This is a genomic window from Myroides sp. LJL119 (genome assembly GCF_054871605.1).
In genome coordinates, this window is the sequence record NZ_JBTXLO010000005.1 from 12430 (window position 1) to 36953 (window position 24524).

Genomic DNA, 24524 nt, shown 5'->3' on the forward strand with positions numbered 1-24524 from the left:
TGTCTTTATATTATGATATTCTAAAATTAATCATATTAACTATGCCAAAAATTTCTCAGAAAGGCTTAAATATGCCAGAATCACCAATTAGAAAATTGGTTCCTTTTGCTGAAATTGCCAAACAAAAAGGAAATCATGTTTATCATTTAAATATCGGACAACCTGATATTAAAACACCACAGGTAGCATTACAAGCTGTAAAAAATGCTGATATTGAAATTTTAGAATACAGTCATTCGGCTGGTTTTGAAAGTTATCGAAAAAAATTGGCAGCATACTACCAATCACATAATCTAAATGTCGATGCTTCAGATATTATAATCACAACCGGAGGATCCGAGGCATTAATGTTTGCTTTAGCTAGTACCTTAGATCAAGGGGATCAAATTATTATTCCTGAACCTTTCTATGCAAATTATAATGGATTCTCGACAAGTAACGGAGTAGAGATAGTACCTGTTACAAGTAAATTCGAAGATAATTTTGCACTACCTCCAATTAGTGAATTTGAAAAGCTGATTACTCCAAAAACCAAAGCTATACTTATTTGTAACCCAGGAAATCCTACCGGTTATTTATACTCTGAGCAAGAAATGGAGCAATTAACCCAATTGGTTATAAAACACGATTTATTTTTAATTGCCGATGAAGTTTATCGCGAATTTGCCTACGATGGATACAAACATATCTCTGTGATGAGTATTCCAGAATTAGCACAGCACGCCATAATGATTGACTCGGTTTCTAAAAGATATAGTATGTGTGGAGCTAGAATTGGATGTATTGTTTCAAAAAACAAACAATTAATTCAAACAGCCATGAAGTTTGCACAAGCTCGCTTGTCGCCACCTACTTTTGCCCAAATTGCATCTGAGGCTGCCCTTGAAACTCCTGCATCCTATTTTGAACAGGTAATTGGCGAATACAAACAAAGAAGAGACATCTTTGTTAAGGCCTTACAAGAAATACCAGGAGTAAAGGTAGCGGTTCCTCACGGAGCTTTTTATTGCGTTGCTCAATTTCCGGTAAAAAGTGCAGAGGAATTCTCTAAATGGTTATTAGAAGAGTTTGAATTAGACAAACAAACTGTAATGCTTGCTCCTGCCGCTGGATTTTACAGCACACCGGGTAAAGGAGAAAATGAGGTTCGTATGGCTTATGTTTTAAAGCAAGAAGATTTACTTGCCTCAGCTAAGATATTAAAAAGAGCCTTAGAGGTTTATAAAGACATAGAAAAATAAGTTAAAATTTAACATAGAATAGAGGTCTGTTTTTCAAACATTTACAATTAAGCATTGATATTTAATCAATGCTTAATTTTTTTATACCAACTATTACTTTAAATTTGAATAAACCTAACCTTAAAAACTCATTATAAATAATGAACAGACGAAATTTCATCCAGACCTCTGCCGTAGCCGGATTTGGTTCTTTAATTCTACCCAATTCTTTATTTGCGTTTAATAAAGATGCTAAAAAAGTTAGAGTTGCCATGATTGCTGTGGGTATGCGCGGACAAGTACACCTAGATGAATTACTTAAACGTGATGACGTGGAGGTAATTGCCATGGCCGATCCCGAGCCTAGAATGATAAAAAGAGCACAAAAAATTGTGGACAAGCACAACAAAAAACAACCTGTAGTTTATGCAGACGGTGATTATGACTACCGTAAAATTCTACAAAGAGACGATGTTGATGCTGTTATTATTTCCTCGCCTTGGGAATGGCACGAGATTCAAGGTATTGAATCCATGAAAGCAGGAAAAATTGTTGGTATGGAAGTGTGTGGAGCTATGACCTTACAGGAATGTTGGAACTACATTGATGCCTATGAACAAACAAAAGTGCCTCTTATGATGCTTGAGAATGTATGTTACCGACGTGATTTAATGGCCATCTTTAATATGGTTAAAAAAGGAAAGTTTGGAGAAATGATTCATGCCACAGGAGGATATCAACACGATCTACGAAATGTACTTTTCAACGACGGGGAACAACCCTATGGAAATGGTGTTGAATTTGGAGATAAAGGCTTTAGTGAGGCCACCTGGAGAACGGACCATTATGTAAATAGAAACGCAGAGCTTTACCCAACACATGGACTTGGTCCAGTTGCGGCTATGTTTGATATTAACCGCGGAAATCGAATTACCTATTTAACTTCCATGGCCTCTAAGGCTAGAGGTTTAAATAAGTATATTGTTGATAACGGTGGGGCAGATCATCCTAATGCTAAAGTAGAATTTAAACAAGGAGATATTGTAACTACAACCTTAAAATGTGAAAACGGAGAAACAATTGTTTTAACACATGATACCTCTTTACAAAGACCTTACAACTTAGGATTTAAAGTACAAGGAACCGAAGGGATTTGGCAAGAATATTCCACTGGAGGTTTTGATAAAGGATTTATCTACTTTGAAAAGGAAATGGATCATTCACATCAATGGGCTAATGCCCAGGAGTATTTAACAGAGTACGATCATCCACTTTGGAAAAAAAATGAGGCCAAAGCTGTTGGCGCGGGTCACGGAGGAATGGACTACTTTATGATTAATGCTTTTATTGAAAGTATTAAACAAAATGTCGAATTCCCTTTTGATGTTTATGATATGGCCACTTGGTATGCGGTGACTCCTCTTAGTGAAAAATCAATTGCCGAGAATGGTCAAGTACAAGAAATGCCAGATTTCACAAAAGGCAAATACAAAAACCGTAAAACAATTTTCGGATCTAACGATCAGTACTAAATATAAATAGTTTTACTTGAAAACCTATCTAATACAAAACCCTGAGTCAAATGATTCAGGGTTTTATATTATATATTAAAATTAATAATTCTTATAGTGTAATGGCCAAAATCTCTGCCGTGGCACAAAGTGTGTTGTTTGCATACAATTCCATGCAAACCGTTACTTTACGTCTTTCAATGGACTTGAGTTTACCTTGTATAACAAGCTCCTGTCCCATAGGAGTTAAAGCTTTAAAACTTACATTTAAATTTCCAGTAACACAACGAAATGCTAAATTTCCATCTTTCAAATCATTTCCCTTATCTAAACTAGCAAATGCAGCTGCAGAGGCTGTACCGTGACAATCTAATAAAGAGGCAATTAATCCCCCATAGACACTACCGGGTATGGCTGTATATTTTAAATCAGGAGTAAAATAAGAAACCGTTGTATTGTCATCTTTTAAAAAAGTCTTTAACTGATGTCCCTGTGGGTTATTTTTACCACATCCATAACAATGTGCTAAATCCTCTGGGTACATATCCTGTATGGCGGTTTGTATCATATTTTTTTATTTTGGTTGATTTGCCAATATAATAATTACCTAATTAATAGCAATGCAAAGTACAGATAAAATCCACCTACTTTCTTTTTTTATTACTCGCCCCCAGGGCTTCGCACATTGGTATTTATAAAAGCACCACAGGCTAGGGCTTGTAATTCAATACTAGAGGCACTTGAGGTTTCTCCTGAGGTATTATCAACTATATAATTAACCTGCAGGGTTGTCTGGGGCGATACACTTGGGTTAGAAACAACTAAAGTAACAAGATTCTGGGTAGGATCATACCTCCAAGTCCCTACATAGTTTTGTTCATATACCATTCCCACCGGATTATTTGACGCGTCCAGGAAATTAAATGTACTAACATTAATATTATCCTTGTCCTTATCAAACGGCGTAATTTCTGCGGTAGCTCCTAGACTATTACCCGAATCACTTACACAAACCTGCTGGGCAACTGGTGGTAGATCAAAACCATTTCCCGAAGTAACTTTTAAATTCCCTATCATTACTTTTCCTTGGCTAGTTAAAGTAGCTGAGGCTGAAAAACCAATGCGAACTGCCTTTGGTATTATAGCACTCCCGGTGTAAATATTTCCATTTTGATCATAAGTTTGATAAGATTGCTGATAAATAAAGTTGTCTAATAAAACAGTAGTTTTTCCCTTATCATCCGTTGCTTCTATAAAAATTAACATAGCCTGATTGCCATCACTATCTTTTATTGGAGACATATCCACAGTAATTCTATTAAATACCGGCTGGGTGGACGTCCAGGCGCTACCAATGTCAAAATCAACAGAATTGGGATTGGCTTGAAAATTATACTGACCTGTATTATAATCTAAAGTTCCCATGCTAATTTGATCATTAGCCGTTTTCATACCTGGATAACTTTTTGTCACTAATACTGCCGTACCCCTATAATAGTTTCCTTTTTTTGAATTTAAAGCACCTCTAAGAGTTAAATGACTACCTGCAAATGGCCATTTAAACTGTTCTAATCCGGGATAACCTGCTTGTGTGAAGTTTGTAGCGGTTATTCCTTCACGGTGTTCGTAGACTTTACTTAATTTATCAGCTCCTAGATAAAACCTACCTGCAACATCCAAGGCAATTCCCAAATAGCCTCCTTGTAAACCATCGTGAAAGCCAACACCTGTTTGTTCATTATAACTATAACCAAGAGCTGAATCGTGATAACCTAACTGAAAGTTCACTTGAGAATCATACATGAAAAAAGTTAATCCCGCGCCTAAAGGAAATCCGTTTTCACCTTGGAAAATGGAATAATCAAACTCAAATCTGGCCCCTTTTCGAAGATCAACCAATAAATCATTAATCATAAAACCACCATAGGTATTTCTTGTACTAGTTAAAAGTATTCCATCGGGTGTGTATCTCTGTCGTCCTGTTGGTCCATTATTGTTTATTGCTGCAGCTTCTGTAATATAAGTAGGCTTTGATCCATCAGAGGAAGTAAAGCTGTATTCTTTGGTAGAATTTAAAGTCTCTTGTCCGTAGACAGAGAATACAAAAAAGGCACTTATTATAAAATATTTAAGTTTCTTCATATGTGTTGTTGTTACATCAGATTTCAAACAATAATTACTTAAGTTCTAAAACAATAGAGAAAAACGTCCTTGCTGTAGGCTTGGCGCCAGTTACAGTGGTATATTTCATGGTTCCATTTTCATCCACCGTAACACTAGTAAATACATTTTGATCATAATAAAGAACATGATAATTAAGGTTTTCTTTACTAGCTACAGGTAAAGCATTTTGGGAATTTGTGCTACTAACCATTGGTTTTCCAAATTGACTTGCATAGACCCCATATAAATCTAATTCACCACTAGCACCCGAAACTACATCTACATAAACTGGTGGCATATAAAAAAGCTTAGAAAATACATTTGTACTACCTGTAGAGGAAGGTGGTAAAAACTCAGCCCCTCCTTGACCATCTGAGGTTAAAATATAGCCTGTGGTACCAATTTCCGTTAAGAATTTATCTTGGGTAATGGTATTGGTGAGAATTTTCTGTCCCGTTACAGCATTATCGGCTATTTTACTTGTTGCCACCGACTTATCACTAAGCTTACTGGTTGTCACTGCCAAATCCATTAACTGGTTGGTTGCCACTGCTCCCTGATCTATATTAATAGTTTTAACTGCTGCATTTGCCAGATAACTAGAAGTTATACTTTTTTGGGCCAAAGACACGGTAACATCCTTGAATGTCGCATTTTCTCCATTAACTACAACAAGCGGACCGTTGACTCCGTCACCTATTAATTCACCACTTCCTTGCGATATGCCAGAGGCAGGTTTAAAACTAGCTGTGCCATCTCCCTCGGCCGTTAATACAAAACCGGAATCGGCATTTTCCGAACTAATCTTATTACTTGTTACAGCTAAATTTTTAATCTTAGATGTTGTAACGCTAGAATCAATAATCTTATCTGTAGATACAGAAGAATTAGCAATCTTATCACCAGTTACGCTATTTGTTGCTAAATTAATAGTTTTTACTTGTCCTCCTGCAATTTTTTCGGATACAACGGCGTTATTGGCTATTTTACTGGTGGTAACAGCATTATCACCAAGCTTATTGGTAGTTACAGCTAAATCCCCCAATTTATTTTCTAGCACGGCACTATTAGCTATTTTTGAACTACTAACGGCTAAATCTGCTAACTTTATTTCCGTTACTGCCTGATCTGCTAACTTAGTAGTTAAAACTGCTTTATCGCCAATTTTTGAGCTACTAACTGCCCCATCTATTATATTGTTTGTTGCCACTGCTTGAACAGCAAGTTTACTATTAACAATAGAGCCATCTAAAATCTTATCACTAGTCACCGCATTACTTATAATATTTGTACTATTTACCGAATTCTCAGCAAGTTTATCATTAGTAACAGCTCCTGTGGCAATCTTCTGGGAAATTACCGCTCCACTGGCCAGTTGCACAGAGCCAACTCCACCATCACTAATACTTACTTCTATATCTTGTAATACCGCACCGCTTCCATTTGAAATAGTAATACCTGTACCTCCTGTAGCACTTTTTCCCGTAGCAGTTATAAACGAACTTGGGTCAATATATTTGGTAGCTCCAAATCCATCGGCAACTAAAACATAGTTTTCAAAGACATCTTGACTTTGTGAAGAAATTTGATTAACATGAACAGCTTTATCACCAATATGTTTGGTTGTAATCCCCCCAGGAGCTACAACTATTTGAACATCTTGCAACACTGCTTTATTATCTGTGGCTACAAGTAAGGAATTATCTGTAGTTATTGACTTACCTTGTACAGAAGCGATATCTTGCAAACTAGAAAAGGTAGTATTACCTTGTCCATCGGCCGATAACACATAACCATTGGCTATATTTGTAGCAGAGGGTAATTTAGAATTTATTTGTGTATACCCCACCGCATTTAAATCAATATGCTGGGTTTTAATACCCTTTTGAGCTACTCCAATAATAAGCTCAGAAAGTAAAGCTTTATTATCTGGGTCCACAGAAATTGAACCGTCGGTATTTAATAAATCTTTACCTTGATCTGAAAAAACGGCAGGATTTAAAGGTTTAAACTCGACTTGACTGTTAGATGTAACACTTAAAACGCTATTCTCTAAGGCAGATTCTGGATTAATTTTAGCCACAGTAACAGACTCTTGAGCAAGTTTCTGTGTTGTAATACCAGCATCTTTCACATCAATAGTAATAGGAACCAAAACTGCTTTATCCGCATTTCCTTCTAACGATAAGGCATCCCCCAATGTTAACTTTGCACCATCGGCTTGTATAGCATCCAAGGTAGTATATTCAAATCCCCCCTGTCCATTTGTAACAAATACTAAATTAGCATCTTCTGACTCAGAACTCAGCTTTTGTATTGTAATGGAATGATCCGTAATACTTAATTCAACATCCTTTAAAACCGATCCATCCCCATTTACAACGTTAATAATTTCATCTCCATTTAAATTGGCCCCCATATTTGGAAGACTTTCTGCTATAGGTGCCCACTTAACTGTAGAGCTAGTACCATCCCCGAAACTTGTTAGTACCATTCCCTGAGTAGCACCGAAAGAGGATAGTTTATCGGCCGATATTTGTTGGGTACCGATTTTTTGATTAGTAATACTATTATCTATAAGCTGGGTAGTTCCTATACTATTATCGTTTAAAGAAATCGTTACATCACTTAACACAACACCATCTTTTTTTGACACCTGTATGATGCCATCTGTGGATACTTCTCCCACTGGTAAATCAGAAACTAGTAAAGCTCGGTAACTCACCTCTCCTTGGTCATTAGAAACTGCCACTCTATTATTATCCCCTAGTCCCCCTGTTAGTTTTAAGGCGGAAACAGAAGAGTTTTCTATAGATAAATTAACTTCACTTAATACCGAATTATCTCCACCTTCTATTTTAATAATACCATCACCTTGTATGCTTTTGGCAGAGGTTAATAAATCTACAGACAAGGGTTGGTAACTCACGTTGCCTTGTTGATCTGCCAAGGCAATACGCGTGCTATTTGTGTTATCTTGTCCTGCAAATAATTTATCCGAAGTCACAGCAAGAGGTGCTAGTTTATCCTGGGTTACTGCCTGAAAAGATATATACTTTTCTTTAATTCCACCCTCACTAATATCTACGGTTGTCGTTGCATTTCCAAATAAAACATTTGATCCATTATTAACCACAATAGGACCTGGAGAAGCTCCTTGTAAATCGCCTTGAGCTACGGCCTGGACTATGCTATTGGGAGCAATAAAACTTGCTAATCCACTACCATTAGATACTAATACTGAATTTTTTACTGCATCAACTCCATCAAGAGTTGAGCTAATTTTATCGGTAGTAACCCCTAAAGGTGCTAAATGTTTGTTTTGTATTCCAGAATCTTTAATTGATAAAGAAACCTCGCTTAATAAAGCCGTATTTACATCCCCTGTTGCTAAAAAAGAATCTCCCAGGGTTAATCCCTTTTTACTTATAGTAGAGTTTATATCCTTATAAACTACACTACCATCTTGTTGGGCCACAGGTACAAAATTTTCTTTGTTCAAACCAGCCGACATTTTCTCTTGAGTAATGGCACCATCGGCTATACTTAAAGTCACATCCTTTAAAACGGCTGCCTCTCCATTAGAAGCACCTCCTATAACAATACCATCACCTTGTAAATTACCGTTTTCTTGTTTTTGATTCTCTAATGATTCAATTCGATTAATAATGTCAGTAATAGCATCTTGAACATTGTCATAAACTATGGTATCTCCCTCAAAAATAATACTATTGGCTCTGGTATCAATAATTGCAAGGGGCGTGGTACTATCCATATCAGTAAAAACATAGATATTATCTTGGTCTTGGCTAATTGTTAATGTATTTGCATTAAAAGTTATCCCACCTATAGGATTTCCTTGAGAATCCACCGATGATTGCTCATTAAAATAAGTAAAAGTACCATTTGAATTATCTATTAAACGAGTAACTGTTTCATTGTTACGAATAATTTCCTCCCAAATTGGATTATTTTGCCCCACCCACTGTACCCTTGTCTGTCCGGTGGTTGAATTATAGGTGGTTGCCAAAACAGCATTGTCATTGTAGGGAATCATATTGCGAGTATCCACTGCCTGGTCTGCAATTTTTGAATTACTAATTCCCTTGTCGGCCACGGTGATATCTAATGGTTTTAGAAAAACTTTATTTGGATCGCTAAAAGCAATTGATTGATCTTGCGAACTGGCGTTTTTCCCATTTTCATTAACCAAGTTAACGATTTCATTTTGAACCGTTTCCGATTTCAAAATTGTCTCAACCTTATTGTTAACCACCCCTGGTATATCTATAATGGCAAGAGGAGTTCCATCATATCTACTTTGTCCATCATTGAAAACAAATACATCATTTAAATTATCTATTTGTAACGTATTTGAATTAATAGTAACACCAGGTCTATAAATATCTCCTTCTTTATTGATCGTTGCTTCATTGTAATATGTAAACTTACCATCGATTTCTGGATCGGGAATTAAAAGAGTTATTTTTTCCTGACTATTAAGTCCCCATCTTATAATATCAGAAACAAGCCTTACCCATCTTACCTGTCCATTGGTGGTTGCTAAAATATAATTCCCATTTTGATAATTTTCTTCAAATTGGGCCGGCTCAATTTTTATAGGTGCTATTCCTTTGTCTAATACATCAATGGATAGTTCAGACAATAAAGCAGTATTGTTCTGGGGCATTATACTTAAAGAAGTACCTGAGGTTTGTAAAGGTCTTCCATTACTTGCTATTATGTTAAATAGGTATTGCTGGTATTGAACAATTTGATTTTGGATTTCTGTTATAACACTTTGATCATTTAAAATCTCTGAAATATTATTAATCACATCCCCCGGTACATCCACCAGGGTTTTGGCACCACTCTCATCCGTGTAGAGATAAACCCCGTTGGGCTCTTTGGTTAAAGTACTTAAAATATTAATTTCCGATAAGGGTATAGATACACTTTTGCCATCTGTATCAAAAAGCTCTAGACTTTGGGTTTTAAGATTTACAACAAAGCGTTCATTAGAAACACCCCCAGAGCCAGTGGTATCCTCTGAGTTTATTAACCGAACCCATTGTTTACCGAACCAATAATAATATCCAGGTTGTAATACACTATTTGAAGTTGTATTATAGATTAACAAACTCTCGGAGTCACCATTAATAGAAATAGTGGTGGTATCTGTATTGGACTCCAATGGTATACGAGGAAGCAATACCCCTTTGTAATCTTTATCCTCTACTTTCACATCTAAAAGTGCCGCCGCATTAGGCTTAAGGGTTCCTATTCCAACTTGGGCTAAAAGACCTGTTGAAATAAACAACAAACCAACAGATAAAATTTTTTTTTTCATAAACCTTTTCTTAATATTTATTTTGCATTTTTCCTTCTCTAGAAAATAACCATCCTAAATTTTTACCAGTATTTAAAGAGCCTTTTTCATTTTTTATTTTTGATTCTTATAATTTATAAAACCGTTTTTCCTTGTTTCATTTACCGTGAAAAATGGCTTTTGAGGTATTAACCAAATTTAATCATTTTGAAACTCTTTTTAACATTAATTTTTTCTAATTTAACAAACTAAAGTAAAAATATCAAATGAAAATCGAAAAAAATCATATTCTTTAACAAATTTTAATGTAAAAAAACATATAACAAACATGGGGTTTTAAGAGCTATTAATAGAGTGAGAATAGCTTTTTTTTAAAAAAAAGTAAAAAGGCAAGTACCTGTAAATTATACCACTAATAGACATTTAAACATGAGGGTTAAATCCTATTATCTAAAGTTTTTTATTTATTTCAAATTAAAAAGTCTTTCAAAACTAGCTAAAGTGGCCTTTAAAACGGGTAAGTATCCTCTGTAAATGATTGTTTTTTAAGGTTAAAGTAATCCAAAGTATGTACTAAAAGTTTCTAAAATTTCAATTAATCGAGATAAATATTTCTAAATAAACGCTAATCTGAAAAAAAACTATTTATCTTTAAAATATAAAGTGAACAAAATTTAATTAATAAGTCGATTATGAGTTTAATTGAAGATTTAAAATGGAGATTTGCTACAAAGGCCTATGATCCAACAAAAAAAATAAACCAAGAAGATTTAAACAAAATTCTACAAGCCATAAATTTAGCACCCAGCTCATCGGGCTTACAACAATATCGAGTTGTTGTTGTACAGGATCAGAAAACAAAAGATTTACTAACCCCTGGGGCTTTAAATCCTGAATGTATGAAAGATTGTTCGGCCATTTTAGTGTTTGCTGCTTGGGATAAATACACCGATCATGCAATTGATCAGGTATATGATCAAACAACCGATGCTAAAAATTTACCAAGAGGTAGATTTAATTCCTACACCGATGGTTTAAAAAAAGAACTTGCAACCTGGGAGGTTCAACAACAGATTGATCACGCAGCAAAACAGGCTTACATTGGTCTTGGCTTAGCCATAGCGCAAGCAGCTGAACTTAGAATTGACAGTACCCCGGCTGAAGGTTTCGATCCCCAGGTGATAGACAAAGTATTAGATTTACCTGCCAAGGGACTTCGCAGTACTGTATTGTTGTATTTAGGTTACAAAGACCCTGAAAAGGACTGGAATTCTCAATTGCCTAAATTTAGAATTGGGGTGGAGCAATTAGTAGTGGATTATAAAAAATAGTAAACTTTATTAAAATAAAGTTTTAGTACCCTTTTTAATTTAATTGTAATTTAAAAAGGGTATTTTTTTTATTCAAATAGCCAAATCTCCAATACCTATGATAAATACAAAGTAACCTATTAAAACTATTGGTTTTGTTTATCTATATAAAAGCTAATTGTTATAACTGCTTTTTTTGACTAATTATCTATAAAAAAAAAGTTCCCTAAACAGAATTGGAAGCCTGTCTAAGGAACACATCAGCAAAAATAACAGTCTTTGCTAACACTGCAATATTACAACAAAATAAGGCTAGTTCAACCCATTTTTATATTACAAGACTACCATTTAATACTATAAAATCATAACCGTCTGCTTTTAAAACTAGTATGAAAATTATTTAACACAATAATTAACATTACAAAGGTTTAAAAAACCTAGTAATTAACTGGTAAATCCCGTTACACAAGCTTATTTATTAACCAAGATGGTTATTTTAAAGATCTAAAGTGAAAGAATTACTCTCTAAATCTATCAAGTATTTTTTTCTACCAACCCCACCGGCATAACCACTTAATTGTCCATTGGAACCAATAACGCGATGACATGGAATTAAAATCATAATTCTATTTCTAGCATTACAACTAGCCACGGCTCTACAGCCCAAGGGCATACTTAAATCTAAAGCTTGTTTTTTATAAGAAATAAGTTTTCCACTGGGTATTTTTTGTAATTGATTCCAAACTTTTAATTCAAAGTCGGACCCCGTAAAATCTAAAGGAGTTTTAAAAAAAAACAACTCTTTATTGAAGTATTTATTTAATTCCAGCCTTAAATTACTTATATGATCATTATCTTTTTTTAAAAGCTTTGTGTTATATCTATTTTCTAATTTTTCAAGATCTTCATTTAAATTTTTCCAATCTGAAAACATTAAATAGCAAATACCTTGTTTGGAGGAAACAGCTGTTATTTGCCCTAAAGGACTTTCTAATTGAACCAAGAACAAAGCCATGAGAATTGATTTTAAATTTACAATTAGGTAAATATCTTAAAAACATTTTTAACCAAAAAAGTTGTTTATCTTTTTTTATAACATTTTGAAAATAAAAAATAAGGTTAACTACATCAGTAATTAACCTTATTGATTATATAACAACACTAAAATTATTTTTTCTCTAAAAAACGCAGCTTTCCTAGCCTATTAAATGGGTAAAGAGATCATCATTTTGATTTAAATATTGATAACTATATTTAAAGTAAGTCAATTGAGACTCAATATGTGCGAAATCTTGCTTGTTCTTTAATTCTATTCCCACCACAGCAGGTCCACTTTCTCTATTGTTTTTCTTAGAAAATTGGAAATAAGTAATATCGTCATTACTACCTAAAACCTGGTTAACAAATTGTTTTAAGGCTCCTGGTCGTTGGGGAAAGTTTATGATGAAATAATGTTTTAATCCTTGATAAAGCAATGCTTTTTCTTTAATTTCTTCGGTTCTGGTGATATCGTTGTTACTTCCACTTATTATGCAAACTACCGTTTTACCTTGAATTTGACTTCGATAAAAATCCAAGGCTGAAATAGTTAATGCCCCTGCGGGCTCTACCACTAAAGCTTCTTGATTATATAAACCAATTATAGTACTACACACCTTACCTTCTGGGACTAAAATAATATCTTCTAATGCATCCTTACAGATTTCAAAGGTTAAATCCCCAACTCGCTTGACAGCCGCACCATCCACAAAAGTATCTAGGCTTTGCAAAGGCGTATTAATTCCTTTATCAATTGATGTTTTCATGGAACAGGCCCCAAGAGGTTCTACTCCAATAATTTTGGTTCTCGGACTTAAATGTTTAAACACAGTACATAATCCCGCAGCTAAGCCTCCTCCTCCTATGGGCACAAACACATAATCAATATCACAGGGCATATCTTCCAAGAGTTCTAAGCCAATAGTGGCTTGTCCGGCAATAACCAAAGGATCATCAAAAGGATGAATAAACACCCCTTGGGTTTGCTGACAAAACTCTGTTGCTTTATTGTAACATTCATCGAAGGTATCAGCATGTAGGATAACATCTACATTGTTTTTGCCAAAAAGCTTAACTTGTTTTACTTTCTGCATTGGGGTGGTTTTAGGCATAAAAATCGTTGCCTTTATACCAAGTACACTACACGCATAAGCTACACCTTGGGCATGATTTCCCGCGCTAGCACATACTACTTCCTTGCTCATTTGCGATTTAGTTAAACTAGAAATTTTATTGTACGCTCCTCTGATCTTATAGGAGCGTACAGGTTGTAGGTCTTCGCGTTTTAAATAAATGTTTGCTTCAAACTCACTGGACAAATTAGTGTTTTTAACCACAGGGGTATGTAAAACTACTTGAGATATATTTGCTTTGGCCTTATATACTGTATCTAATAAATTCATATTTTATGATTTGGATGGTCTAAGTTTTCGAACCTCGACTCCGGTTTGCCAGATTTCACTCTCACGAAGTTCTTTTAATTCTTGTTCTAATTTTTCACGGTAATCCGCTTTACTATTGGCTTGAATGGTTATTTGAGCCTCATTGCCACTAGCCACACTATTGTACAACTCCTCTAATACTGGAGTATTGGCGTCTCGGAATTTATCTTTCCAATCAAGAGCCCCTCTTTGAGCAGTTGTTGAACAATTAGCATACATCCAATCCATACCGTTTTTTGCCACTAAAGGCATAAGGCTTTGGGTTAGCTCCTCTACGGTTTCATTAAAGGCCTCACTTGGAGAATGGCCATGTTTACGCAAAACATTGTATTGGGCTTCAAAAATTCCAGCTATAGCTCCCATTAAAACACCTCGTTCTCCAGTTAAATCACTATAAGCTTCTTTTTTAAATGTGGTTTCAAAAAGATAACCTGACCCAATTCCAATTCCAACTGCTATGGCTCGTTGTTTTGCTCGACCTGTAGCGTCTTGCTCGATAGCATAACTAGAATTCAAGCCACATCCTTCTAAGAAAAGCGTGCGCAAAGAAGTTCCCGAGCCCTTTGGCGCAACTAAAAACACATCGATATCATTTGGTGGAACAATCCCAGTTCGCTGGTTAAAAGCAATTCCAAAACCATGGGAAAAATAAAGAGCCTTTCCTTTGGTTAAATGCTTTTTCATATCTTCCCAAGCCTGAATTTGCCCAGCATCGGACAGTAAGTTCATTACAATGGTTGCTTTCTCACAAGCCTTTTGTATATCAAAGAGTGTTTGATCTTCCACCCAACCATCTTGTAGTGCTTTATCCCAACTTGCTGATCCTTTTCGCTGACCTACAATAACATTAAATCCATTATCTCGTAGATTTAATGCCTGTCCGGGTCCTTGAACTCCATAACCAATTACTGCTATTGTTTCGTCTTTTAAAATCTCTTTTGCTTTGTCTAAAGGAAACTCTTCACGTAAAATCACGTTTTCAATTACTCCTCCGAAATTAATTTCTGCCATTTTTATATACTTTTAAGTTAGTTAATTTAATGTTTGTAAATAAGTACTTATTTCATTCATGGGTCTGGTTATAGCTACCCTACCACTTCGGGTAAACTCCAAAATCCCAAAATCATATAAGTCTTCAAATAATTTTTGGGTATCGTTTTTATACCCGGTCTTTTCAATTACCATGAATTCTTTGTCAATAGATAATACACGAGCATGATTAAGTCTAATTACACGTTCAATTTTAGGATAATCCAACTCACTTGTTTTTATCTTATAAAGGGCTAATTCTTGAAAAACAATATCTTTATCTTGATAATAGAATACTTTTAAAACTTCGATTAATCGCTCGATTTGATGGGCCACCTTCTCTACCTGTTCTTTGGTTGTTTCCAGTACAATTGTATAGCGATAAACATCCTTAACTTCAGATTCGCAAGCTGTAATACTATTGATATTTAAATGTCTTCTGGTAAAAATATTTGTTATACGAGTTAGCATCCCTACACTGTTTTCTGTAAAAACAGTTAGAGTAAACACTTCTTTTTCCATTTGCTTGTAATTTGTTATTCGCTTAATCTAACTTGAGATACACATGCTCCAGCAGGTATCATAGGAAACACATTCTCTTCTTTGGTAACCATTACCTCCAATAAATAGGGGCCTTTGCTTTGTAACATAAGATCAATTCCTTGGTTGATTTGGTCTAAATTATCGATACGTTGACCTTGGATATTATAACTTTTTGCCAAAGCAACAAAATCTGGACTACTAATATTAGTATGACTATAACGCTTATCAAAGAAAAGTTGCTGCCATTGTCTTACCATACCTAAAAACTTATTGTTTAAAATCACTATTTTAACATCCACATCATTTTGCATGATTGTTCCAAGTTCCTGTAGAGTCATTTGAAAGCCCCCATCGCCAATAATTGCAATTACTTGTTTTTTGGGTGCTCCATATTTTGCCCCAATACAGGCAGGAAGCGCAAATCCCATGGTGCCTAAGCCGCCACTTGTAATATTATTATTACTAGTATTAAAACCATAGTACCTAGCCGTAATCATTTGATGCTGACCTACATCTGTAACAATAACAGCTTGACCGCTAGTTTTATCAGATAAGTACTTCACCACTTGATTCATCTTTATTTGTTGGGGATCGTACCCTTGATAATTTTGATTTAAACAAGCAACTTCATATTGTTTTTCATTTTTAAACTCCTGTAACCAATCTAGATGACTATTGGGTTTTACTAATGGCAAAAGCGCGGTTAAGGCCTGTTGGGCATCTGCATGAATTCCTAGGTGAGTCTTGACATTTTTATCTATTTCTGCTTTATCAATATCAATATGAATCACCTTTGCTTGCTTGGCATAAGTTTGTAGGTTTCCTGTTACTCGGTCATCAAATCGCATTCCAATGGCAAGTAAAACATCACATTGATTGGTTTTGATATTTGGGGCATAATGACCATGCATACCTAAGAGTCCGACATATTGCGGATGAGTACTAGCTAAAGCACCTAAACCCAAAAGTGTACTTGCCACAGGTATTCCTGTTTTCTCAATAAAATTTTTTAATTGATCTTCAGCCTTAGAGAGTATAACCCCCTGACCTATAATTATAAAAGGTTTCTTTGCATTATTTAATAAATCACTAGCTAGTGCTATTGATTCCATATTAATTTGGGGAATTGGCTTATAACTACGAATAAAATCACATTTTCCTGTCAAATAATCTACCTTTTCAAACTGAGCATCCTTTGTAATATCTATTAATACTGGACCTGGTCTACCTGAGCTGGCAATATAAAAGGCTTTGGCTAACACAAATGGAATTTCACTGGCCTTGGTTATTTGGTAGTTCCATTTAGTTACCGGCAGGGAAATACCAATAATATCGGTCTCTTGGAAGGCATCTGTCCCTAATAGGGCGGAAGATACTTGCCCGGTGATACATACCAGTGGGGTAGAATCAATAAAAGCATCGGCTAAACCCGTAATTAAGTTAGTCGCCCCTGGTCCACTAGTGGCAAAGACAACTCCAGGTTTTCTACTTGTCCTTGCGTAGCCCTGAGCTGCATGAATAGCACCTTGCTCATGGCGCACTAAAATATGCTCTAAAGAGTTTTGATAATCATAAAGGGCGTCATAAATAGGCATAATAGCTCCTCCTGGATACCCAAAAATAGTTTTAACTTTCTGTTCTACAAGTGTTTTAACTACTGCTTGGGCTCCACTAATTCTAGTTGGTTCCATATTTTTTTGGTTATTAGGGTTGGTAATCAGTTATACATCCTAAAGAGGCATCGGCAACACTCTGCATATATTTATACAATACGCCTTTGGTTGCTTTTGCATCGGGTTTAATCCATTTTTGCCTTCTTTTTTCCAGCTCCTCCTGGCTCACTTGTAATTCCAGTGAATTTGTAACGGCATCTATTCGAATAATATCGCCATTCTCTACAAGTGCAATAACACCACCCTGATAAGCCTCGGGAGCTATATGGCCCACTACAAAACCATGACTACCTCCCGAAAATCGCCCATCGGTAATTAGAGCTACGCTATTGCCGAGTCCTGCTCCAATGATGGCCGAAGTTGGCTTTAACATCTCTGGCATTCCTGGACCTCCTTTTGGACCGCAGTAGCGAATAACAATTACTTCACCTTTTTTAATTTCCCCATTTTTAACGCTTGCAATAACAGCGTGTTCATCATCAAAAACACGTGCTGGTCCTTGAAAAAAATCTCCCTCCTTACCACTAATTTTTGCCACACTACCCCTTGGGGCTAAGTTGCCAAATAAAATTTGTAAATGTCCGGTTTGTTTAACGGGATTCTCTAAGGTTTTTATTACTTTTTGACCTGGACTCAGATCATCTAAATGCGCTAAATTCTCTTTAAGGGTTTGTCCTGTAACGGTTAATACATCGGGATGCAATAACCCTTTTTCTAAAAGATATTTCATCACCCCTGGAACACCACCTACTTTATGTAAGTCTTCCATTAAGTATTTCCCAGAAGGTTTCAAATCCGCTAAAACTGGAATACGATCGCTAATTTCTTGAAAATCCGAAAGATTAAGGGTGATATCCACTGAGTGGGCCATCGCAATTAAATGTAAAACAGCATTGGTTGACCCCCCTAATACACTAACAATTACCATAGCGTTTTCAAAGGCCTTTCTTGTCATAATATCTTTGGGTTTGATATCCTTAACAAGTAAATTTTTTATGGCCTTACCAACTTGAAAACACTCCTGTTGTTTTTGCGGACTTAAAGCTGGGTTGGAAGAACTATAAGGCAAGGACATACCTAATGCCTCGATGGCTGCGGCCATCGTGTTTGCCGTATACATTCCTCCACATGCTCCTGCTCCAGGACAAGCATTTTTAATAATCCCTTTAAAGTCTTGTTCAGAAATACATCCTTTTAGCTTCTTACCAAGAGCCTCAAAGGCCGATACAATATTTAAATCTTCACCTTTGTATTTACCCGGGTGAATGGTACCTCCGTAAAGCATTATCGAGGGACGATTAATTCTACCCATAGCCATAATAGAACCCGGCATGTTTTTATCACAACCAGGTACGGCAATAATAGCATCATACCATTGTGCACCTGCGACAGTTTCGATAGAATCTGCAATAACATCCCTTGAAACAAGGGAATAACGCATGCCGTTAGTTCCGTTAGATATACCATCACTCACTCCTATGGTATTGAAGATAAGACCAACAAGATCTTGGTCAACAACGCCTTGCTTGACAGATTTTGCAAGGTCGTTTAAATGCATATTGCAGGTGTTTCCTTCATAACCCATACTTACAATACCTACTTGTGCCTTATCAAGGTCACTTTCACTAAGACCTATTCCATAGAACATGGCCTGGGCGGCAGGTTGGGACTTGTCTTGGGTAACAGTTTTACTGTACTTATTTAAGTTTTCCATTATCAAACCGAATGTTTAATTATTTACTCTTTATTTAGTTATTTTATAGGGATCTCCATATAGTAAAAGGCTTTATTTGGGGAATAAAGTGGTATTACTACATGTTATTGTTCTACAACAAAACTTACTTATCTTACTTTTTATTGGCAACTAAAAAGTTTCTTGTTTTATAATATCATTCTAAAAAATTGATTTTAATAACAAAGTAAGTCTTGGGTTTGCTTGCTTAAAGAATCTTTCAAAGCAAAGCACTAGCTCATCTATGGAGCGTTAACTCGGTGGTACAAATCGGCATAAACTTGTAATGTATATATATTCATGGTTCTAAAAATGGGGTTTAAAAAAAGCCTTACTCACATAATTTGAGAAAGGCTGCTAAAAATTTTTCAATATATAACCTAACTCAATATGGTGAGCAAATAATAATAAGGACAATCATAATGATGTTAGATAATACTTTCATAGTTTAATTAACAGTAATATTTTATTTAAAAAAAAGCCTCCTTAAACAAGGAAGCTAGATATTTATTTATTTAAAAAATAGTAACAAGCTTACCTTATTGGTTAATGAATAATCACCAGCACAATAATAATAGCAGCAAGAAGGTTAACTATATTTTTCATTTCTTTTCGTTGTTTATACTGGAACAAATATAGGCATTCATTTAACAAAACAAACCAAAATTGAAAGAAATTTTTAAAATGCATTAAAAAAATAAATAATCGCAATACCTATTTTAACATAAATTTCACACAATAATATTACCTATTTATTTACCCCTAATTTTTAAAATAAATCATAAAATACTCATTAACAATTCTTTATATATCACAACCAAATACTAAGCCACAATCCTTAAAAAAAAAGATTTGCTAGATTAAAAAAAAGAAGATTTTTTTAAAAAAAATAGTATTAACTAACCAAAAACAAGCTACTTTCTTGTATTAAATAATAAAAAAACACTATTAACAAGTCAATTACACCATACAAAACACCATTAATTGTCTTATACTAGGGCTAGGTAAAAGATAAACTTTAACCCTGGTTTAAAAACATACTGTTTTATCAGATACTTTTTTAAGAAAAGATTGACTCTTAAATACGCCATAGTTAGATTTCTAACTGCTTTGCTTTTTTAAATAACTACTTTTTGATTATCTTTTTACTATCTGATTAATACAGAGTTAAAATGCAGTTTACACCCTATTACAATATGATTAATTAAAACAAATAAGCATAAAAAAAGGGCCGTTTAGCATATGCTTCACGACCCCTTAGATAATAAATAAATTGTATAATATAAAGCTCTATTACATTAGATTTCTAATATAATGAATTCGCTACGTCTGTTTTGTTGGTGCTGCTGAATTGAGCATGGAACATTGTTCTTGCAATCATTCACAAGCTCCGTTTCTCCATATCCCTTACCTGAAACACGACTTGCATCAATACCATTGTCAATAATCCACTTCATGGTTGCTTTTGCCCTACGATCTGATAGTTTTAAATTATAGGCATCACTACCACGGCTATCTGTATGAGAGCGTACATCAATCTTAATTTGTGGATACATATTAAGAACCTCCACTACTTTGGCTAATTCCACTGCAGCATCGCTACGAATATTGGATTTATCAAAGTCGAAATAAATTGGATCTAAATTTAATTTTTTAAATAAATCATCCTCTTTCTCAATAATTTCCAGAACCGGATCTAGTCCAATATTTAATTCTTGAATATCATTAAATACTCGACCTAAAACTATAGATTCTTCACTTGTGTGGTAATCTGGCGCCTCCACCTTTAAACGGAATTTTTGATCACAGTCCAAAGCCATTGTTTGATAGTTCCCTTGTTGGTCTGTAGATAGGGTTTGTAGAACATTATACGAATTATCATATAAAGTAACCACGGCATTTGCAATTGGTTGATTTGTGCTTTTATCAAAAACATATCCCTTAATTACCTGTTTGCAATCCACAACTTGGAAGAAATAAATATCATCCCCGCCAACTCCAGGTTCTCTGTTAGAGGATATAAAACCTTTACGGTTTTTTTGATCGATATAAAACGCGAAATCATCTTCCGGACTATTTAAAGGAGCCCCAACGTTAACCACTGCGCCAAGCGAACCGTCGAAATTTAATTTAGCCATAAACACATCTAAACCACCTAGTCCAGGGCGGCCATCACTTGAGAAATATAAATAACCATCATTAGATACAAAAGGAAATGTTTCTCTACCTTCTGTATTAATTCTAGCCCCCAAGTTTTCAGGCTCGGAATAAGTTCCGTCCTCATAGATAGCAACTCTAAAAATATCAGAGTTACCTATAGTTCCTTGTCTATCGGACGAGAAATATAGCCATTTCTGATCTGGTGAAAGTGCCGGATGAGCTGTATTAAAATTATCTGAATTAAATGGTAGTTCCTCTACATTACCCCAAGAATCATCATTTTGATTTTTAGTTGCTTTATACAACTTTAATAAAATAGAATAGTCTTGGTTATGCCTTTTTTTACCATTAACCACATTATTACGAGTAAAGTACATTGTCTGTCCGTCTTTTGTAAACACAGCCGAAGCCTGATTAACCTTCGATACAGATTCAATAGGTAAAATAACTGGCTCACTAAAGGTACCATCACTTAAAATGGTAGAGCTATACAAACTCGTGTAAGCCTCGTTAGTCCATTTATGTAGCTTTGCGTTTCTTGTATTTTCAGTTTCCCTAGCAGAGGTAAAAATTAAATTATCTCCTAAAATACTTGAACCATAATCAGAATACTCACTGTTTATAGATAAAGGTTGTAGTTCATAACGTTGAACACGATCTGTGATATCTTTCAAATAAGTGGTCTTATTATCTTGAAACAACCTTGCACGATGATCCTCTTCTTCCATTTTTGAAAACAAATCCATATAATGATCTGCCAATTGGTAATCCTGCATGGATTTTAGAGTCTGCGAATATCTGTAATAGTATTCCGAGGCTAACTTATCACCGCTTTGCTGAGCATAATCAAAAAGCTCCGCATACCATTTATTTGCATCGGCAAATTTGGCATTAAAGTAATAAGCATCACCAAGTTTTGAAAGGGTATTCACACTTTTAAATCCCTTTTCTGCTATTTTTTCGTAAATCTCAATAGCATTAACGTATTCGTATAATTCAAATCTACTATCTCCTTGTCTTTCTTTACCACTTTGTGCTAAACTTGCACTAGAAATAAAAAACAGAGAAGTTATTGCAAAAATACCTTTTACTATTTTCTTCATCATTTTTCATTTTTTTTTTAGAAGAACCTTGGTGTATTAGTCTTCTTTTGGTGGTTAAATAAATCAAATCTCAATAAAAACTCATGAGATCCTGAATTGTAGTTTCTTAACTTAGTGGTCTCTGCGTCATAGGAATATCCGATAAATAGATTCTCATTGATTTGAAAACCTGCTAATCCACTCACAGATCCATTCCAGCGATAAGCCGCACCTAGGGTAAACTTATTCATAAACAAGGCATTTGCCGTTAGGTCCATTTGTAAGGGCGCACCTGCAACTGCCTTAGCTAAAAAGGCTGGCTTTAATTTCACATTATAACTCAAGTCAAACACATAGCCTCCCATTAGATAAAAATGTGCCTTTTGTTCTACCGTTAAAAACTCATTATCATCGTATCTATCGGTAGATAGAATATGAGGTACAGATAACCCTAAATAACTTCTATCGTTATAAAGGTAAACCCCCGCTCCGATATTTGGGGTAAACTTACTCTTTATGTCAGGATAATTCTGTGGTCTCTCGAAAATATTTAATTCACTGTATTTTACATCTAACAAATCACCAGTTGCCTTAATACCAAAAGCTAATTTATATTCTCGATTTAAATCAATTGTATAGGATAGATCCACCTCTAGGGTATTATCGCTCATTGCACCTATTTTCTCATTTCTAAAAGAAGCTCCTAATCCCAATCCTGAATATCCCAATGGTGTATTCATAGAAACCGTAGCCGTTTTTGGAGCTCCATCTAATCCAACCCATTGCGTTCTATACTGCCCAAAGAAACTCATATGACCTTTACTACCAGCATATGCAGGGTTTATCACCGTGGTATTATACATATACTGGGTAAACTGAGGATCTTGCTGTGCTAGGGCATTTAATCCGCCTATTGTAAATAAGCAGATTGTTACTTTGTTTATAATTCTATTAAAATTCATTTACTTCTTGTTCTAATTGTTTTCTAAATGCAAGTAACCTGCCTTTTTCACATTTTTCATTACACCATCCTTTTGATACTGATAGGTAATAACATAGTAATAAGTTCCCGTTGGAAGCTTAGCATCTTTATCCACTGTAATTTTTCCATCTGAATATCCTCTAAATACATTGCCATTAGAGTTATAATTAGATGTTTCATACACTTTAGATCCCCAACGGTTAAAGATCTCAACTCTATTATTAGGGTAATGCTCCAAGTGCTCGATTCTAAAGTAATCGTTGTTACTTCCGTCATTAGGAGAAACTAAGTTATAAATCACCACGCCACCCTCAATAATATCTTCAACCTCTACCACACCAAGGGTAAAATAACCATATCCCCTTACTTTGGTTGGTGTTGTAATTGTTTTATTGGCCAGGTCAACAATACCTCCCTCATTAAGCCATATTTGTAAATTAGGGTCCCATCTTAGAATTGCAAATTCACGGTCATCATTGGATTTTGGAATAAACTCTGCTGGGGTGATTCGATCATCCCATGTCAAACTTAAGATGATATTGGTTTGGGTATCTTTAGAACTCTCGATAATCCAGTACTCTTTATTATCAATATCTTTAATAATTCCCTCTGTATTATCTTTGGTTGCAAAGACCTCTTTTGCATCAGCTGCCCCGTAGTATCCACTAAACAAATCCGTATACTTCCCTTGGGTTTCTGCTGCTATCATAGCAGGACGATGAAAGTTATTTTGCTCGCCGGTAACTTCATTCAAAAAAACATCTCCAAAAGGATACGTAAAAGTATTACTACCTTGTTTATCTACCCTTCCTTTAACATGTCCTTCATCGTGAACATAATTCACTTTTGAACCATGTAAAAAAGTAATCGATCCGGTTTCTTGTTTAACAACAACAATTCCATCTTTAAACTCTGCTGCTCCTTGAATATCTATATCAGAAAGAATTTTAAAGGCTTCTTTATCAGTTGTATTATCAAACACAATATCGTTAAACTTCATATAATCACCCGAGATATGCTGTAGTTTATTACCTTTAAAAATAGTAACCCCTTGAGGCAGTTCTCCTTTATAATCAAAGAATTCTCCTTGATTTTCTAAATTTTGATATACGTGAAATTCACCATTGTTACGAAAATCTCCTCCTTGTTTATTAACAAAATCGTATTTTGTAGAAAGCACCCCATTAGGGCTTATATATAATTGCCCCTTATTATTGGCCAAGGGAGCTGAAGTACTCCCAGTATCCTGCCCAAAGGCAGTAAAACCAGATATACCAGCTAGCAATAAAAGTGTTTTATAATTTATCATA

Annotated in this window: 15 protein-coding genes; 3 read left to right on the forward strand and 12 right to left on the reverse strand. The window is 35.0% G+C overall.

Features of this window, described 5'->3' with window-relative positions; all coding sequences use genetic code 11:
- Window positions 1-41 precede the first annotated feature (41 nt).
- Window positions 42-1241 (forward strand): pyridoxal phosphate-dependent aminotransferase, encoded by a 1200-nt coding sequence (locus ACYSNV_RS07680; RefSeq protein ID WP_461761979.1) that lies wholly within the window; start codon window positions 42-44, stop codon window positions 1239-1241.
- Window positions 1242-1381: 140 nt separating this feature from the next.
- Window positions 1382-2752 (forward strand): Gfo/Idh/MocA family protein, encoded by a 1371-nt coding sequence (locus tag ACYSNV_RS07685; protein ID WP_461761980.1) that lies wholly within the window; start codon window positions 1382-1384, stop codon window positions 2750-2752.
- A gap of 91 nt (window positions 2753-2843) precedes the next feature.
- Here ACYSNV_RS07685 and ACYSNV_RS07690 read toward each other — a convergent pair whose 3' ends face one another.
- From ACYSNV_RS07690 to ACYSNV_RS07700, 3 genes are all read right to left on the reverse strand, one after another.
- Complete coding sequence (locus ACYSNV_RS07690) at window positions 2844-3299, reverse strand: PaaI family thioesterase (protein ID WP_461761981.1); 456 nt, start codon at window positions 3297-3299, stop codon at window positions 2844-2846.
- Between the two features lie 92 nt (window positions 3300-3391).
- Complete coding sequence (locus tag ACYSNV_RS07695) at window positions 3392-4873, reverse strand: hypothetical protein (protein WP_461761982.1); 1482 nt, start codon at window positions 4871-4873, stop codon at window positions 3392-3394.
- 34 nt (window positions 4874-4907) lie between these two features.
- On the reverse strand, window positions 4908-10244 hold the full coding sequence (locus ACYSNV_RS07700; RefSeq protein ID WP_461761983.1) for a beta strand repeat-containing protein: 5337 nt from the start codon (window positions 10242-10244) through the stop codon (window positions 4908-4910).
- A 671-nt stretch (window positions 10245-10915) separates the two neighbouring features.
- On the opposite strand from ACYSNV_RS07700, the gene ACYSNV_RS07705 reads away from it, so the two are divergent.
- On the forward strand, window positions 10916-11554 hold the full coding sequence (locus tag ACYSNV_RS07705) for a nitroreductase family protein (RefSeq protein ID WP_461761984.1): 639 nt from the start codon (window positions 10916-10918) through the stop codon (window positions 11552-11554).
- 475 nt (window positions 11555-12029) lie between these two features.
- Here ACYSNV_RS07705 and ACYSNV_RS07710 read toward each other — a convergent pair whose 3' ends face one another.
- From ACYSNV_RS07710 to ACYSNV_RS07750, 9 genes are all read right to left on the reverse strand, one after another.
- A complete protein-coding gene (locus tag ACYSNV_RS07710; RefSeq protein WP_461761985.1) occupies window positions 12030-12548 on the reverse strand; it encodes a methylated-DNA--[protein]-cysteine S-methyltransferase in 519 nt (172 codons plus the stop codon).
- Window positions 12549-12729: 181 nt separating this feature from the next.
- On the reverse strand, window positions 12730-13974 hold the full coding sequence (gene ilvA, locus ACYSNV_RS07715) for a threonine ammonia-lyase IlvA (RefSeq protein WP_461761986.1): 1245 nt from the start codon (window positions 13972-13974) through the stop codon (window positions 12730-12732).
- A gap of 3 nt (window positions 13975-13977) precedes the next feature.
- Window positions 13978-15024, reverse strand: coding sequence for a ketol-acid reductoisomerase (ilvC, locus tag ACYSNV_RS07720; RefSeq protein ID WP_461761987.1), 1047 nt, complete (start codon window positions 15022-15024; stop codon window positions 13978-13980).
- A 21-nt stretch (window positions 15025-15045) separates the two neighbouring features.
- Complete coding sequence (ilvN, locus tag ACYSNV_RS07725; protein ID WP_461761988.1) at window positions 15046-15564, reverse strand: acetolactate synthase small subunit; 519 nt, start codon at window positions 15562-15564, stop codon at window positions 15046-15048.
- Between the two features lie 14 nt (window positions 15565-15578).
- The gene (ilvB, locus tag ACYSNV_RS07730) at window positions 15579-17276 is read right to left on the reverse strand and encodes a biosynthetic-type acetolactate synthase large subunit (protein WP_461761989.1); all 1698 of its coding nucleotides are present in this window, start codon (window positions 17274-17276) and stop codon (window positions 15579-15581) included.
- 13 nt (window positions 17277-17289) lie between these two features.
- Window positions 17290-18972: a dihydroxy-acid dehydratase gene (ilvD, locus tag ACYSNV_RS07735; protein WP_461761990.1), complete on the reverse strand. Its 1683-nt coding sequence runs from the start codon at window positions 18970-18972 to the stop codon at window positions 17290-17292.
- Window positions 18973-20288: 1316 nt separating this feature from the next.
- The gene (locus ACYSNV_RS07740; RefSeq protein ID WP_461761991.1) at window positions 20289-22256 is read right to left on the reverse strand and encodes an OmpA family protein; all 1968 of its coding nucleotides are present in this window, start codon (window positions 22254-22256) and stop codon (window positions 20289-20291) included.
- Between the two features lie 14 nt (window positions 22257-22270).
- Window positions 22271-23194: a PorP/SprF family type IX secretion system membrane protein gene (locus ACYSNV_RS07745; RefSeq protein WP_461761992.1), complete on the reverse strand. Its 924-nt coding sequence runs from the start codon at window positions 23192-23194 to the stop codon at window positions 22271-22273.
- 12 nt (window positions 23195-23206) lie between these two features.
- Entirely contained in the window at window positions 23207-24523 is a 1317-nt protein-coding gene (locus ACYSNV_RS07750) for a gliding motility-associated C-terminal domain-containing protein (RefSeq protein ID WP_461761993.1), read from the reverse strand.
- Window position 24524: the final 1 nt, after the last annotated feature.